The following is a 16,215-nucleotide window of genomic DNA, read 5'->3' on the forward strand; positions in this document are numbered from 1 at the left end:
GCGGTTGTTCGGGCCAAAAGGGGTCGGCAAGACCGCCACCGCGCGCAGACGGGCCCGCTCCGTCTTGTCTCTTGACGTCGCGGAGAACAGGCAGCGCCACCGGGCAGACCCAGAGTTGATCACACGTCTGCCGCCGCCAGTGTTGATAGACGAATGGCAACGTGAACCCGATTGCTGGGACGTGGTACGGCGACATGTCGACAACGGGGCTGCCAAAGGCCGGTACCTTCTCGCGGGCAGCGCCACAGTGCCGGAAGGAACGCAGATTCATTCCGGGGCCGGGAGAATCGTCGGTTTCCACATGCGCCCCATGAGCCTCCCGGAGCGGGCCGTCGCGGAGACCACGGTTTCCCTGAGCGGGCTGCTAGCCGGCGGAGCCGTCATCGAGGGCAGCACAGCTGTCCGACTGGCCCACTACGTCGAAGAGTTGACCGCCTCCGGGCTGCCCGGCATACGCCCTCAACCGCCCCGAATGCGGCGGCTGCTTCTCGATTCCTACCTGGACCAAGCCCTGTCGAAGGAACTCCCGGAGCAAGGGCGCGCGGTGCGGCGCCCGGAGGCGTTGCGAGCGTGGCTCAGCGCCTACGCGGCGGCCACGGCCACAACGGCCAGCTATGAGCGCATTCTTGCGGCCGCGACGCCCGGCGAAGGCGATAAGCCGTCCAGGGGCGCTGTAACCCGGTACCGCGACATCCTCTCGGAGCTCTATCTGCTTGACCCGCTGCCCGCTTGGCTCCCCGGCCGGAACCGCCTCAAACGGCTAGGCCAGGCCCCCAAGCACTATCTGGCGGATCCGGCCCTAGCCGCCCGACTGCTCCGCGTGAGCCCCGACGCCCTCCTGGCCGGAAACGCGGAAACCCCCCGCATCGCGGGGGCGGACGCTTCGCTCTTGGGGGCACTGTTCGAGCATCTGGCGGCTCTTAGCGTCAGAGTGCACGCCGCCGGCTCCGAGGCCCGCGTCTACCACCTGCGCACGGAGCGGGGGGAGCACGAGGTCGATCTCATTGTTGAGACAGACGACGCCCGAGTGGTGGCCTTCGAGGTCAAGCTCGCCCAGACCGTGGAGGACCGGGATGTTCGCCACTTGCGTTGGCTGTCAGAGCAGCTTGGCGGCAATCTGGTTGACGCCGCGGTCCTCACCACCGGAACCCACGCCTATCGACGGAGAGACGGGATAGCCGTTGTGCCCTTGGCGTTGTTGGGCCCCTGACGGGCGCTCCGCCCGAGCAGGCAAAGAACGCGCCACGAAATGGCGGCCGTGCCCGGCGGGGCGGACCGCCCGCGACCAGATGAGAACCTACAGTCGGTGCCCCCGACCAGACGAAAACCTACGTTCGGCGCCGAATGTAGGTTCCTGTCTGCCCCGCCGGGCCGAATGTACGTTCCTGTCTGCCCCGCCGGGCCGAATGTAGGTTCCTGTCTTGGGGACGTTTCCGTATTCCCAGGTCACAGCCTCGGGGCGGGCCAACCGGCAGATGAAAACCTACATTCGCCGATCCCGACCAGATGAGAACCTACAGTCGGCGCCCGCGACCAGATGAAAACCTACGTTCGGCGCCGAGTGTAGGTTCCCGTCTGGCCCGGGCCGCCCGAGGGCGGCCTCGGTGCGCGGGCCTGCCCGCAGGAGAGCGGGCAGTCGTGCGAATTCGCTCAGGGCGCCGCCCTGAGGGTGGCCTGCCCGCTTGGGAACGGGCCGGCGGCCCTCAGGATCGCGGCGGGCGGGTGCGTTGACGACAGCCGCTCGGTCAAAGTCGCCCTCAGCGCCTCAGCCGCCGCGGCCGAGTCGGTCAGGCAGGCCACCGTGGGACCCGAGCCTGAGACGAGGGCGCCGCAGGCGCCCTCCGCCAGCGCGCATTCAATCGTGTCCGCCAATTGCGGGCGCAGGGCGAACGCCGCCGGCTGGAGGTCATTGACCAGGTGGGCGCCGACCCGCCAGGGATCGCCGGCCGCCAGGCCGGCCAACAGCGCCTCTGGAACATCCGGCGGCTCCGTCAGGCCGCGCGCGGCGCCCATCGCGTCGAAGCGCGCGAACACCTCCGGCGTGGACAGCCCGTCCGCGCTGGTCACCAGCACCCATTCAAAGGTCCCCGCAGACTGGACAGGCCGCAAGTCTTCCCCCCGGCCACGGCCCAACGCGTTGCCCCCCGCGCAGGCCTGTGGGGCGGCGGGGTCCGCCTCGAAGCGCGCGCCAACCCCGTTGCCTCGTTGGGACGGCAACCCGGCGGTCGGATCGCTCACGGGCGGCGTGCTCAGCGCGTCACGCTGTGGCAGCGTCAGCGCGGGTCCGGGCACAAGCCCGCTCACTCCGTCGGCCACCGCCGGGTTTGCCAGACCCGCGCCCAGAACGGCAAACGGCACGTCCGAGCCCAACTCCGCCGCCAATTCGACCAGTTGCAGACGGCTCAACCCCAGTCCCCACCAGGCGTTGAGCACCACCAAGGCGGCGGCCCCGTCCGCGCTGCCGCCCGCCAGCCCGCCTGCCACCGGGATCGCCTTGTCAATCCGCAGGTACACGGGGGACAGCGGCCCGAACCGGCCGCGCAGCAGTTCGGCCGCCCGCAACGTCAGGTTGGTCTGATCGAGCGGCACCGCGTCCGCCTGGAGCCCGCTCACCGCCAGTTCGTCGCCCCCCGCCGCCGATGCCGTCACCGTCACCCGCTCAACCAGGTCAACCGAGTGGAACAGGCTGTTCAGGGGGTGGTAGCCGTCCGCCCGGCGCGGGCCGACCCGCAGAGCCAGATTGATCTTTGCCGCCGCTACGGCCGTCAGCTCAGGTGTCACCGCGACCCCGCCTCGGCGTCTGGCGCCCGCCCGCTGCCCCCAGGGCTCCCGCCGATGCCGTCGCGCGGTCCCCGGCCCCGTCCGCGTCCAAGTTGGCCAGGGCCACCGCCAGCCGCGCGAAGTCTGTCACCGCCAGGGTTTCGCCGCGGGCTGACGGGTCGATCTCGGCGGCCCGCAGGGCCGCCTCCGCCCGCGCGGGGCCGCCTGCCAAACCGGCCAAAGCGGCGCGGAGGGTTTTGCGGCGGGCGGCGAAGGCGGCATCGACCACCGCGAAGACCTGGGCGCGGGGCGGGGCGCCGGCGGGGACCGGGCACCGTTCAAGGTAGACCAAGGCGGAATCCACCCTGGGCACGGGGAAGAACGCGCTGCGGGGCACGCGGCCGGCCAGGCGCGCCGACGCCCACCAGGCGGCTTTGACGCTGGGAATCCCGTAGGTGCGGGACCCGGGCGGCGCCACCAGGCGGTCCGCCACCTCGGCCTGGACCATGACGAGCGCGCGCCGGATGGAGGGGAACCGCTCCATGAAGCGCAGCAACACCTTCGTGGCGACGTTGTAGGGCAGATTGGCGACCAGCGCGGTTGGCTCCGGCGTCCCCAGGTCGGCAATGTGGAGCGCGTCGGCGTTCAGGACGGTCAACCGCTCCGCCAGCGCGGTCTGGCCGGCTTCCGTTCTCCGGCCGACGGTGGCCGGCAGGGCGACGGCCAGCACCGGGTCGATCTCCACCGCTGTGACGGACGCGCCCGCCTCAAGCAGGGCGAGCGTCAAGGATCCAAGGCCGGGCCCGATCTCCGCCACCCGTTCGCCGGGAGCGAGTTGGGCGGCGGCGACAATCCGCCGGACCTGCGACGGATCGACCACGAAGTTCTGCCCAAGGGCCTTGGCGGGGCGCACCCCCAACTCTGCGACCAACTCGCGCACGTCAGTCGGGGTCAACAACAAGGGGCCCCTCCGTGAGACGAGAAATGGGGACGGTACCTATTTCCGGCCAGCCGGAAATAGGTACCGTCCCCATTTCTGGCCAGCCCCATTTTGGGGGTCAGTACCAGCCCTTGGATTGGAACGCGCCCCACGCGCCGCACGGCGTGGCGTAGCGGCCGGAGATGTAGCCGAGGCCCCACTTGATTTGGGTGGCGGGGTTGGTTTGCCAGTCGGCGCCAGCCGTCGCCATCTTGGAGCCCGGCAGGGCCTGCGGGATGCCGTAAGCGCCGGAGGAACGGTTGGCGGCGTCCACGCGCCAACCGGACTCGCGCTGCCAGAGGGACACGAGGCACGCGAACTGGTCGTCTCCCCAGCCGTAGGAATCGGCCATCATTTGCTTGGCGATCCCCTGCGCGCTGCCCGGGTCGACGTCAATCCTGACGGGTGGCGCCACGGCGACTTGTTTGGTCCCTATCAGCACGACTTGGTTGACCGGCCGCGAGATCACGGTCGAGAGCAGCACCTCGCGGGACAACTCTTTGCCGCCCGCCACTTTGGCCGCGTAGGTGATGGCCTGTTGGCCCGCCACTCCAGGCGTTTGAACCTTCTTCACGCCTTTCGGCAGGGTCGGGTCTTCCTTTTCGATGGTCTCGAACGGGATGGCCACCATGTCGGTGCCGCTGGTCGCCACCGCGCGTTCAATCAGGATCTGCTGGCCGTCCTGCGGGACCTCGTCAAGGGCCGGCGAGACCTGGTCGTCTTCGGCCAGGATCACGCCCATCTCGCCCAAGAGCTCGCGGACCGTGCCGGCGTTCGAGTAAAGGTTCATGACCGCGCCGTCAACCGCCACGGACAGCGCCTTCGGGGTCGAGACGTTGACCACCCCGACCAAGCGTTCGATCGACGCGCGCCGGGAGACGGACAGCCGCGCCTCCTCGGAGCGGACTCCCAGGTCGGCCAAGGCTTCCTCAACGGTGGCGGCCGTGGTCCAGATGGTCCGGCGCTCGCCGTCGATCGTCAATTCCATGGGCCGGGCGGTGCGGACTACGATCTCCCCGGAGCGCGGCACCGCCGCGTCGGGTCCGGGCGCCACAAGGTCCATGTCGGTGTACGCGATGTGCTCCTGCGCCAAAACGCCCTTGACAGAGCCGGCGAAGGTGGTGACCTCGCGGCTCGCGCCGTCGACGGTCACCGTGACGGTCTTGTGCGCCTGGGCGAAGCCGGCTATGCCGGCGGCGGCCATAGCCAAGACGGCTACGCGCGCGGCGAGCTTGATCCGGCGTCCGCCTGAGGCGGTGCGCCGGGCTCGGCTGCGCTGACGTGGCGCCGCGTGGCCACTGGGATGTGTCATCGACAAGTTGCGATACTCCCATGAAGGTCGGGTACGTCGGTCGGGTTCGACCATAACGGATTTATCGTGACGGCGCGACTCCCATTACTCCCAGGCTCGCCGTTTCTGTGGTTGATACTGCCGTACCTTCACCAAATTTTCACCAATCGCCGTACGCGCGAGTGGTGTTTTCCTGAATCTGGTGGCATGCGCGTTCCAGCTCCAAGCCCATTTGTTCGGCCAAGACAGCCATGGTCAGAGGGATCATGTACGGGGCGTTCGGGCGCCCCCGGAACGGGTCCGGCGTGAGATAAGGGGCGTCCGTTTCAACCAGCACCAATTCCGGCGGCAGTTCGCTCACAGCGGCACGCAATTCGCCGGCCGATTTGAAGGTGACCGGTCCGCCGAACGAGCAATACCAACCCTGGGCGGCCACCAGCGCCGCCATTGCCCGGTCGCCGGAGAAGCAATGGAACACCGTGCGTTCCGGGGCGCCGACATCATTCAAGGTCGCGATCACGTCCGCGTGCGCGTCCCGGTCGTGAATCTGCAACGCCAGGCCCAATTCTTTGGCGAGCTGGATGTGATCGCGGAAAGCGGCCAATTGGGCCGGACGCCCGGCCGGCCCGGTGCGGAAATAGTCCAGCCCGGTTTCGCCTACGGCCCGGATCCGGGAGGTGGAACGGGCGAGTTCGGCGATTTCAGCGAAAGCCCCCTCATAGGCCCCGGCTTCCGCCAGCCGGGCGGCTTCGTTCGGGTGGATGGCGATCGCGCCGATCACCGCGGGCTCCCCCACCGCCACATTGGCGGTCCAACGGGCCGCTTCAAGGTCGCAGCCGCATTGGACAATCCGGGACACGCCGACCTGGGCCGCCGCCGCGACCTGTTGGCCCAGCGTCAAAGGCGCCGCCGGGAAATGCTGAAACGGCTCGATGTGGGTGTGGTTGTCCGTCACCGGCGCCGGCAGCGGCGCGGGCGCGGGCGGGTAGGAGCGGTCCTGGGCCATGGCCTTCCCCGCGCCTACCCGGCCTGGTCGCCCGGTTCGGCCGATTCGTCCAAGCCCGCCAGACGGGCGTTCTCAACGGCCACCACTCCCGGATCAAGTTTGACGAAGATCGGCTGGGCGGGCGGGACCGCCTGGCCCTGGGGCAGCGGTTGACGCCGCCAAGCGGGGGCCGGGCGGCCGGATTCCCGCCCGTAGTCGCCCGTGATGATGGGGTAAGACCGCGACGGATCGTCCAGGTCGGACACGTCCTCGATGGACGGCTTGTCGCCGAAAGGCCGGTTGTAGCCCAGCGCCGCGTCGACATCCTGCGCCGAATGGGGCAGGAACGGGGCCAACATGGTGTTGCAGTCCGACACGCATTGGGCGGCCACATGCAGCACCTCCGCCATACGCGCGCGGTCCGCGTCATCCCCCTTGGCCAGCTTCCACGGGGCCGTGTCCGCGAGGTACTTGTTGACCTCTCCCACAGTCTTCATCGCCTGGGTGATCGCGGCCTTTTGGCGGTGCGACCGGATCAAGCGCCCCACCTCGCCAAAGGCCAGTTCGGTGGCCCGCAGCACGGCTTGGTCCTCCGGCGCCGGAGCGGTCGGCGCGGGCGGAATGGAACCCAGGTTCTTGTGGATCAGGTTGACCGTCCGGTTGACCAAGTTGCCCCAGCCCGCGACCAACTCGGAATTGGTCCGCCGGACGAATTCCTCCCAGGTGAACTCCGCGTCCTGGCTCTCCGGCCCCGCCACCGCGATGAAATAGCGCAGCGCGTCCGGTTGATAGCGCGAAAGCATGTCCCGCACCAGAATCACCCGGCCGCGCGAGGACGAGAACTGCTCGCCGCCAATGTTCAAGAACTCCGAGGACACCACCTCGGTGGGGAGATTCAATTCGCCGTAACGGCCCGGCTCGCCGCCGCGCGAGCCCTCGCCGTTGTAGCCCAGCAATTCGGCCGGCCAGATTTGCGAGTGGAAAGTGATGTTGTCCTTGCCCATAAAGTAATAGGAGCGGGCCTCGGGCGAGTTCCACCACTGGCGCCACCGGTCGGCATCGGCGGCTTGGCCCGTCTTCAAAGCCAGCCGACGGGCCCACTCGATCGAGGCGGACAAATAGCCGACCACTGCGTCAAACCAAACGTAGATGCGCTTGTTCGGGTTGTCCTCCCACCCCGGCAGCGGCACCGGGATGCCCCAGTCGATGTCCCGCGTCATGGCCCGTGGGCGCACGTCCTCCAACAGGTTGAAGGAGAACTTCAGCACGTTCGGGCGCCAATCCGCGCGGGTCTCCAGCCAGGCCGCCAGGGATTCGACCAGGGACGGCAAATCCAAGAAGAAATGGTTCGACTGCACGAATTTGGGCGTCTCGCCGTTTATCCGCGAGCGCGGGTTGACCAAGTCGATCGGGTCTAGCTGGTTGCCGCAGTTGTCGCATTGGTCGCCGCGAGCCCCGTCGAACCCGCAGATGGGGCATGTGCCCTCGATGAACCGGTCCGGCAACGTGCGCCCAGTGGAAGGCGAGATCGCGCCCATGGTGGTCTTTTCCACCATGTAGCCGTTCTTGTGGACCGTGCGGAACATCTCCTGCACCACGGCGTAGTGGTTCCGGGTGGTGGTGCGCGTGAACAAGTCGTAGGCCAGGCCCAGCCGCTGCAGGTCCTCGACTATGACCCGGTTGTAGCGGTCGGCCAGCGCCTGCGCGCTGATGCCCTCCTCCTCCGCTTGGACCAGGATGGGCGTGCCGTGCTCGTCGGTGCCGGACACCATCAGCACGTCGTTGCCGGCCATCCGCATGTAGCGGGAGAACACGTCGGAGGGGACGCCGAAGCCGGCCACGTGGCCGATGTGCCTAGGTCCGTTGGCGTAGGGCCAAGCCACTGCGGACAAAACGCGATTCATGGGGGCTAGCCTACTTGGGTTGCCTACGGGAGGTTCGAGGCGCCGGGCCACAGGGGGTCCGATGCCGCCTGCCCGGCCTCCTCAAGCACCCTCAGCACGTTCCCTCCCGCCAGTTTGGCGAGGTCTTGGGGCGGACCAGCCCTTCTCGGCCAGGGCCGCGAGCAGGCGCGGATAGCCCGCGACGTCCTCCTGGAGCTTGGCTTTGACACCGGTCAGGCTCGCGGGAACGGGTGGGCGGCGGCGCGGCGGCGGCGTTCGGCCAAAGCCGCCCGTGGGTCGCCCGGCAATCCCGGCGCGTTAGAGCGGGACTCGGGTGAGTCTTCCGGCTGGAACGGCTCGACCCACTCGCGTTCAAAGGCCCGCCCCTCGATCACCACCTCCAGAACGTGGTCCAAGGCGCCCAAGTCCGCCAGCGGGTCGCCTTGGACCACGATCAAGTCCGCCGCGTAGCCGGGCGCCAGCACGCCGGTCACCCCGGCCAAGCCGACGGCGCCAGCCGACCTGGAGGTGGCGGCGATCAGGACCTCGGCCCGCGGCAGCCCCGAAGCCTCCAGTTGTTTGAGGCCGGACGTGTAGGCGCTGGCCGGGTAGACCGCCCCGATGTCATGGCCGGTCACCAGCTTGGCGCCGTGCTGGTACAACTGCAGGGCGCGGGGCGTGCGAGTCTCGCCCGGCACCGGCGGGTAGGACGGCGGGGCGCAACCGTCCACGTAGATGCCGCGCTCCGCGATCTGGTCCGCCAACGCCGGGTCGAAGTCCGTCACGCCGTCCTTGCCGACAAAGGTGACATGGGTGATGTAGTCAATCCCGGCCTCAACCGACCGCCTGATTCCCTCCGTGCCGTGGGCGTGGGCGGCGACGTGCTTGCCCAGCCGGTGGGCGTCATCCACCAAGGCGCGCAGCTCTGGCACCGTGAACTGGGCGTTCCACGGGGCGGTGGCGTGGGACATGAAGCCGCCGGTCGCCATCACCTTGATGGCGTCCGCGCCCGCTTGGTGGTGCGCCCGCACCTGGCGGAGGATCTCGGTGACGGAGTCCGCCCAGCCCGCGCTGGCCCCGTGCCCGCCGGAGTAGCTGATGGCTGGTCCGGCGGCCACCACGCGGGGGCCGGAGACCAGGCCGGCCCGGATCGCCTCCCGCAAGGCCACGTCCACGTAGTCGCGGGTGCCCAGAGACTGCACCGTGGTGACGCCCAGGGAGGCGAGTTGCCGGGCGATCTTGACGGAGGACAGGACCTCCCACGCCGTGGCGTGGAGCGCCGGGTCCGCCACCTGGGGCTGGATCGCCCAAGAATAGGAGCCCAGGTGCGCGTGGGTCTCAATCAGGCCGGGCAGGATGGTCGCGGCGCCGTGGTCGGTGCGGGGCCAGGTCGCGTAGTCCGCCGGGAGTTCGGACGCGGCGCCGGCCCACGCCACCTTTCCGCCGGTCAGCGCGACGGCACCGGACTGAATGTGGGCCGTCGCGGCGCCTGTGAAGAGCCGGTCCGCAGTCAGCACCCGGTCCGGGGCGGGCGGCGCCGTCGCGTCAACGGCGCGCGGGAATTTGGCAGCCATCTTTAGGTTTCCTTTCGTTTCAGCACGAGCAGGCGTCGGGCGGCCACCGGCCGCCTACCGGGCGGCGCCGACCAGTTCAAGGGCCGGGCCCGGGGTCTGAGTCGAGGCCTGGGCGCCCGCGGCCGGGCGCCAACCCAGCGCCGGGGCGATCTTGGTGGCCACCAGCTCGAGGATTTGGAGGTAGTCCTCAAAGGCGAAGGTGAACGGCAGCAGGACGGCCAACTCGTCGGCGTAGGCGAAAGACGGGTCCCCCTCCAGGTCCTGAAGGATCGCCTCGCTCGGGGCGACCGAATCCTTCCGGATGTAGAAGAACTCGTCGCCGTTGTCGATCGGGGCCAGGGTTCGCGGGGTGCGCTCCTCCAGGTAGGCCTGGTATTTCGCGGCCTGCGCGGGCGTGGCCGCGTCGGTCGGCACAATCACCCGGCCGTGGGCTATTTGGCCGGCGAAGCCGGCCGCCTGGTGGGCGCGGTACGCCTGCCCCTGGAGGGCCTGGGCCTGGTCGAAGGTGGTGGCGGCGGTGAGCCCCAGGGCCTTGCGGCCGTGGAACATGTTGGCGTTGATGATGTGCCACTGGTTCTCCGCCGCCCAGACCGCCGAGTCGACCGAGGTGGACGACAGCCAGAACTTCTTGTCCAACCCCGGCCAGTGCGGCTCGACCCGGTTTGAGAACAATTGCCCGTTGATGCCCGTGGGAGTTGGACTGGTGTCCCGCACCTCGTCGCTTTCAACCGGTTGTTTGGAGGCCCCGCGGGGTCCGAACTTGGTCAGGTCCAGTTGGATCTCGCGGCCGCCCACCAAGTCGCGGATCAGGTTCAGCCGCGCCCGTGAGTAGTCCTCGCCCTGCCAGCCGGCGCCGTAGAAGAGTTCTTCCTGCCCGGCCTCGAAGCCCTGCGGCGGGGACACCGACAAGCCTGGCCGGAGCCGGCCCCGGCTCAGCGCGGCGGCCAGCGACAACTCTTCGGCCAGATTGAACGGGTTCTCGTATTGGCCCACTATGCAGGCGTTGCCGATCTCGATGGCGCTGGTGCGCTGACCAATCGCGGCCTGCAGCACGGCCGGCGCGGCGGGCGCGTGCTGAAGGTGCCGCGTGCGGATGTAGCCCGCGTTGAAACCGAGTTGTTCCGCGAATTGGAAGACTTTGATTCCCTCTTCGAGGCTGTCAGCCGGGTTGTCAGGCGCCAGCGGGACAATGTGGACAAAACTCAGGGATGTGATGGTCATGAGGGGTTCCTTTCAGTCGTCAGGACTCGAGCCAGATGGTGTAGGCGCCGAAAGGCTGCCCGGAGCCGTCGAGGGTGATGTTCTTGACCTTGTCGGTGGCGGCGACGGAGTCTTGGGGTTCGTAGACGGGCAAGACCAGCCAGGTCTCAGTCGTCAAGTACTCCTGGAGCTCCTTGTATGCGGCCTTGCGGGTTTCCAGGTCGGTTGTGAAACGGCCCGTGTCGATCAACTCGTCGATCTTGGGGTCTTTGAACGTCCCCTGGCCGATCACCCCGCGGGACGGATCCGAATGGTAAACAGACTCGAAGCCGCCGGCCGGATCGGGGCTGAGGAACGACGGGTCGATGATGCTGTAGTCGGCGCCGCCATTCAGGTCCGCGGCCGTGCCCGAATCGACCACCTCGTAGTGGTAGTCAATGCCGACGTTGTCCTTCAGCGCCGCGCTGATCGCCAAGTGGACCTGGTCGCGGGACTCGCGAAGGCGGGTCGAATCCGTGTACAGGTCGATTGTCAACGTCTTGCCGTCTTTGACGCGGATGCCGTCCGCGTTGCGCTCGGTCCAGCCAGCCTGGTCAAGCAGTTCGTTGGCCTTGGCCACGTCGGTGGCGTTCCAGGTGCCCAGGTCAGCGGCCCACGGACCGCGGGAGGACACGGGCGCCCACGCCCTGTCGTAGGCGCCGTGGTAGACGGCCTGGAGGATGGCGTCCAAGTCCGAGCCGAGCGCGAACGCTTGGCGGACCCGGACATCGTCCAGGGGCGCCTTGTGGGGGTTGAAGGCCACGAAGTAGGGCGTGCCCGCCAAGATGCTCCGCAGGTACTGGAAGCCCGGACGGTCTTCGAACAAGGACACGTCAAGCGGCTGGATGTCCGAGGCGGCCTGGACCTGCCCCTGCTCCAGCGCGCCGGTCCGGGTCGCGCCCTCCGGCAGGATGCGGTAGATGACCTTGTCGAGGTAGGCGGTCTGGTGTCCCTTGGCGATCGAGTCCGGCCCCCAGTTGTAGTCGTCCCGCTTTTCGAAGACCAGTTCGGTGTTCGGCGTGTAGCTGGTGAGCACAAAGGGCCCAACGCCGGCCAACTCCGGGCCGCCGGATTCCAGCACCGTCTGCTCCAATTCGAGCGACTTGGGCGACAGCGGCGTGGAGGAGAGCCCGGCCAGGTACTGCAGGAACAGGATGTCGGTTGTGCTCAGCACAAACTCAAGCGTCAAATCGTCAACCTTGTTGATCTCCTGGACGTTGCGCAGCCCCGAGGGAGCGCCCCGGCCGTAGCTGTCGGAGTTGATCTTGTCGAAATTGGCCAACACGGCGTCCGCGTTCAGCGGCTCCCCGTCTGAGAACGTCACGCCCTCACGCAGTTTCAGCGTGACCGTGAGGCCGTCGGCCGACTCTTCGTACCCCTCCGCCAGCCACGGCTCATAGATGCCGTCCTCCGTCAAGTACAGATAAGAGGCAAAGGCGTTGCGCAGCAACGGCGTGACTTTGGCCAGGCCGTTGAGATGCGGGTTGATGGTCGGTGGCGCGGTCGCCACGGCCCAGTACAACGTTCCGCCCTCAACGGGCGTTTGGGCTTGGGTGGCCCCGCCGGACGAGGGGGCGGCGCCGGGCTCGGTTTTCCCGCAACCGCCCAGGGTGATAGCCAAAGCTGCGGCGCTGATCAGGGCCGCGGCGCGGCGATAGGTGGACATTTTGAACTGGTCTCCTTTTGTGATTGCTGTTAGTTAGTTGGCGTTGGCCACAAGCTCGCGTCTCCCCAAGGGCGCTTCCGCCCCCCGCGCTTGAAGACGGGGAACGGCCGCCAAGAGGCCTTGCGTGTAGGGATGGCTCGGCGCGGTGAAGACGCGGTCCACCGGACCCTCTTCGACCACCCGGCCCCGGTGCATCACCAGCACGTCGTCAACCAGGTGGTGGACCACGCCCAGGTCGTGGGAGATGAACACCAGGGCGGTGCCGGTGCGCTCGTTCAACTCCGCCAGCAGGTCGAGGATCTGAGCCTGGATCGACACGTCCAGGGCGGACACCGGCTCGTCGCAGATCAGCACCTCGGGTTCGAGGGCCAAAGCCCGCGCTATCGCCACGCGTTGGCGCTGTCCGCCAGACAGATTGCGGGGCACCACCTGCAGCAACGACGGCTCCAGGTGCGTCAGCGCCAGCGCCTCGCGCACCCGGCCCAGCCGTTCGGCCTTGGAACGGGCCGTGGTGCGCAACGGCTCGGCGACGATTTGCTCCACCGTGTAGCGCGGATCGAACGAGGAAGCGGCGTCTTGGGAGACGAATTGCACGGCCCGCCGCAAGCCGCGCCGTTCGCCCTGGTTGGGCGACCGCCAAGGTTGGCCCATCACCTCGACGCTGCCCTGGTCCGGTTCCATCAGTCCCAGCAGAATTCGCGCCAGCGTGGACTTCCCCGAACCGGATTCCCCGACGATGCCGAGTTTCCCGCCCGGCTCCACCCTCACGTCCACGTCCACCACGGCCCGCAGTTGGCGGTGTCCGCCCAGTTTGAAAACCTTCGACACCCCCCGCGCCGCCAGCACCGGCCCTTGGCGGTCCGGCGCGGCCCGGCCTGCCCGCGCGCCGGGGCCGGATTCGCCCTCGTGTCCGGGCCCCGGTTGGCCCGAGGGGGCTCCCCCGGACAGGCGCTGTCCGCGCGTCGCCGCCGATGGGACCGCCCGCAGCAACGCTTTGGTGTACGGGTGGCGCGGGTCTTGCAGAAGCTGGGCCGTGGGACCCTGCTCAACCACCAGGCCGTCGCGCATCACCAAGACGCGGTCGGCCACCCGCGAGACCACGGCGAGGTCGTGCGAGATCAGCAGCACGGCGGTGCCGGCGTCTCGCCGCTTGCCCAACAGGTCGAGGATCTGCGCCTGCACCGTCACGTCCAGGGCCGTGGTCGGCTCGTCCGCCACCAGCAACTCCGGGTTCCCCGCCAACGCGGACGCGATCAGCGCCCGCTGGCGCAGCCCGCCGGACAACTGGTGGGCGTACTGGTGGGCCCGGACCGCCGGATCCGGGAAGCCGACCTCGGCCAGGAGCGCTTCCACCGCTTCGGCGCCGCCCTTCTTTTGGCCGCCGTGCGCCACCAGCGCCTCATGGATCTCCTGGCCGACGGTTCGCAAAGGATCCAGCGAAGTCAGGGCGTCTTGCAGGATCAGGCCGATCTTGGTGCCGCGAATTTGGCGCCAGCCGCGATCATTCAAGGTCCGCACGTCGCGGCCCCCCACGGCGAATTCATCCGCCGTGACGCGGGCGGTCTTCCCGGTCAGCCCCAGCAAGCTCAACGCCGTGACGGACTTGCCCGAACCCGACTCGCCCACCAACGCCACCGCCTCGCCCGGGTAAACCGCCAGGTCAAGGCCGCGCACCGCGTGGACGTACCGCTCGCGGCCCCGAAACTCGACGTGCAGTCCCTTGACTTGGACGATCGGCGTGCCCTGAGCCGCGAGTGGCGCTTTGCTTAGGACCGCGGTCATCGGTCTCTCCTCTCGTAGCGGCGCTGGAGGTTCTGGCCCAGAACGGTGGAGGCGACCACCACCGCCGTCAGAGCGACCCCCGGATAAACGGCGCTCCACCAGGCCTGGCGCAGGTAGGCGCGGCTTTCGGACAAGAGCAGACCCCATTCGGCGTCTGGCGGCTGGGGCCCCAAACCAAGGAAGCTGAGGGCGGAAGAGCCAATGATGGCGCCGCCCAGCCCGATTGTGACCATGATGGGCAGGGCCCCGAGCGCGTTCGGCAAGACGTGACGCCAAACGACCCGCAGCTTGCCCAAGCCGAACGTCTTGGCCTGCTCCACGTAACCCGATTGCAGCGTGACCAGGGCGTTCGCTTTGACCAGCCGGGCGTAGGCGGGCAGCGCGCCAATGCCGAGCGCAAGCAACAGGTTGTCCGGGCCACGCCCGGTGAACGTGATCAGGAACATGGCCAGCAGCAGGGCCGGGAAAGCCGCCACGACATCCACGAAACGCCCCGCCACCTGCTCCAGCCAACGCGGGCCGACGGCCGAGCCGAGGCCCACCACCAGGCCGAGCAACACCCCGACCACGGAGGCGCCCAGCCCGATCAGGATCGAATAGCGCGCGCCGTAGATGATGCGGGTCAACACGTCCCGTCCCAGCAAATCGGTGCCGGCCAGATGCTCGGCGCTGGGAGCCAAATGCGAGGCCCTGGGATCGCCTTCCAACGGGTCGCCGCTGGTCAGCAAGCCCGGCGCGACGGCCATCAGCAGGACAAGCGCCAAGACCGGCACCGCGAAGACCAAGTCCCACTGGATGCGCGCGAACCAACGCGTCCGGCTGGGCGCCGTGCCGGGGCCGGGCGGGGCGGCCTGGGCTGAGCGGCGCCGGCCCGGCCGAGGCGAATCTGAAACGGTGCCGGGGGCCGCCGAGACGGCATCGGCGGCTCCTTCCGCCACTGACGCGGGCGGGGCGGCGACTGGGGCGTTCACAGCTGCTCCCCCCTTCCGCTGCGCAGACGCGGGTCGAGCGCTATGCCGATCAGGTCGACGGCGGTCGAAGCGGCCACGTAAGCGGCGGTCGAGACCAAGGTGACGCCCAGAATCAAGGGCACGTCCTTGACGGTCACCGCGTTCACCGCCAACTGCCCAAGGCCGGGGCGGCCGAAGATCTGCTCGACAATGACCGCGCCGCCCAACAGACCGCCGATCTGCAAACCGACCAGGTTCACGGCGGGCAACGCGGCGTGCTTGACGGCGTGGCGGTAGCGGACCCGCGCCGGGGACAGGCCCCGCGCCCGCGCGCTGACCGCGAAAGGCTGCTCGACCGCCCGAAAAACGCCATCCGACAACACTTGCGTGAGGAAGAAACCCGACGGGATGGCCAGAGCCAAGGTCGGCAGAACCAGGGCCTGCCAACTGTCGTGGTCAATGATGGAGAACCAGCCCCAACGGAACGAGACCACGGTCAGCAGCAGGATGGCCAACCAGAAGGGCGGCAGCGACAAGATGACCAACTGGATGCCGGAGGTGACCGCCCGCAGGCCCTTGACCGGCGCCGTGTTGATCAACGTGGCCAGGACCGCGATCACCAACGCCGTCACCGTCGCGGTCAACGTCAACGTGATGGTTGGCCCGGCCCCTTGGGCGATCAGGTCCGCCACGTTTTGGCGCATGGTGTAGGAAACGCCCAGGTCGCCGCTCGGGATGCGGCTCAAGTACGTGAAGTACTGGACCCAAAGCGGCTGGTCCAATCCCCAACGCTGGATGGTCGCGGCGCGCATCACCGGGTCGTCGCGGTTCTCCCCCAGCAACAGCGACACCGTGTCGCCGGGCGCTATCTGCACCGCCACGAAGGTCACGCTCACCGCGATCCACAACACCAGCAGCGCGCCCCCCAGCCGCCGCGCGATCAGCCAGGCGACGACACGCGTCCGGCTGCGGGGGTCCGCCGGCGCCTCCTCGATGGTGGACAGGGCGGCCGGGAGCGTGGCGCCGCCGGGCGGGTCGTGGTCGGTGGGCGTGACGGTGGCGAGCGATGTGGTCATTGCGACTCCAAGTCATTTTGCGATGGGGGT

General features: G+C 68.7%; 12 protein-coding genes and 1 pseudogene. 1 reads left to right on the forward strand and 12 read right to left on the reverse strand.

Going from position 1 to position 16,215, the window contains the following annotated elements; all coding sequences use genetic code 11:
* Positions 1-1,210, forward strand: a 1,210-nt coding sequence (locus LBC97_02500) for a DUF4143 domain-containing protein (protein MDR2564929.1), incomplete at its 5' end; no start/stop codon positions are given.
* A 440-nt stretch (positions 1,211-1,650) separates the two neighbouring features.
* Here LBC97_02500 and LBC97_02505 read toward each other — a convergent pair.
* The 12 genes and pseudogenes from LBC97_02505 to LBC97_02560 form a co-directional block, all read right to left on the reverse strand.
* Entirely contained in the window at positions 1,651-2,781 is a 1,131-nt protein-coding gene (locus LBC97_02505; protein ID MDR2564930.1) for a hypothetical protein, read from the reverse strand.
* Positions 2,771-3,718, reverse strand: coding sequence for a 16S rRNA (adenine(1518)-N(6)/adenine(1519)-N(6))-dimethyltransferase RsmA (rsmA, locus tag LBC97_02510; GenBank protein MDR2564931.1), 948 nt, complete (start codon positions 3,716-3,718; stop codon positions 2,771-2,773). The genes LBC97_02505 and rsmA overlap by 11 nt, the downstream gene beginning before the upstream one ends.
* 100 nt (positions 3,719-3,818) lie before the next feature.
* Positions 3,819-4,943 (reverse strand): ubiquitin-like domain-containing protein, encoded by a 1,125-nt coding sequence (locus tag LBC97_02515; protein MDR2564932.1) that lies wholly within the window; start codon positions 4,941-4,943, stop codon positions 3,819-3,821.
* A gap of 247 nt (positions 4,944-5,190) precedes the next feature.
* Positions 5,191-6,036, reverse strand: a complete 846-nt coding sequence (locus LBC97_02520) for a TatD family hydrolase (protein ID MDR2564933.1) — start codon at positions 6,034-6,036, stop codon at positions 5,191-5,193.
* A gap of 14 nt (positions 6,037-6,050) precedes the next feature.
* The gene (gene metG, locus LBC97_02525) at positions 6,051-7,919 is read right to left on the reverse strand and encodes a methionine--tRNA ligase (GenBank protein MDR2564934.1); all 1,869 of its coding nucleotides are present in this window, start codon (positions 7,917-7,919) and stop codon (positions 6,051-6,053) included.
* A 212-nt stretch (positions 7,920-8,131) separates the two neighbouring features.
* Positions 8,132-9,472: an amidohydrolase family protein gene (locus tag LBC97_02530; protein MDR2564935.1), complete on the reverse strand. Its 1,341-nt coding sequence runs from the start codon at positions 9,470-9,472 to the stop codon at positions 8,132-8,134.
* Positions 9,473-9,526: 54 nt separating this feature from the next.
* Positions 9,527-9,892 (reverse strand): hypothetical protein, encoded by a 366-nt coding sequence (locus LBC97_02535; protein ID MDR2564936.1) that lies wholly within the window; start codon positions 9,890-9,892, stop codon positions 9,527-9,529.
* A 462-nt stretch (positions 9,893-10,354) separates the two neighbouring features.
* Positions 10,355-10,693 (reverse strand): annotated as a pseudogene (locus LBC97_02540) (LLM class flavin-dependent oxidoreductase).
* Between the two features lie 19 nt (positions 10,694-10,712).
* Positions 10,713-12,377: an ABC transporter substrate-binding protein gene (locus LBC97_02545; protein MDR2564937.1), complete on the reverse strand. Its 1,665-nt coding sequence runs from the start codon at positions 12,375-12,377 to the stop codon at positions 10,713-10,715.
* 33 nt (positions 12,378-12,410) lie between these two features.
* Positions 12,411-14,159, reverse strand: a complete 1,749-nt coding sequence (locus LBC97_02550; protein ID MDR2564938.1) for an ABC transporter ATP-binding protein — start codon at positions 14,157-14,159, stop codon at positions 12,411-12,413.
* Complete coding sequence (locus tag LBC97_02555) at positions 14,156-15,130, reverse strand: ABC transporter permease (protein ID MDR2564939.1); 975 nt, start codon at positions 15,128-15,130, stop codon at positions 14,156-14,158. The genes LBC97_02550 and LBC97_02555 overlap by 4 nt, the downstream gene beginning before the upstream one ends.
* On the reverse strand, positions 15,127-16,185 hold the full coding sequence (locus tag LBC97_02560) for an ABC transporter permease (protein MDR2564940.1): 1,059 nt from the start codon (positions 16,183-16,185) through the stop codon (positions 15,127-15,129). Before LBC97_02560 ends, LBC97_02555 begins: the two co-directional genes overlap by 4 nt.
* Between the last annotated feature and the right edge of the window lie 30 nt (positions 16,186-16,215).

The sequence above is a fragment of the Bifidobacteriaceae bacterium genome (assembly GCA_031281585.1).
Taxonomy (GTDB): Bacteria; Actinomycetota; Actinomycetes; order Actinomycetales; family WQXJ01; genus JAIRTF01.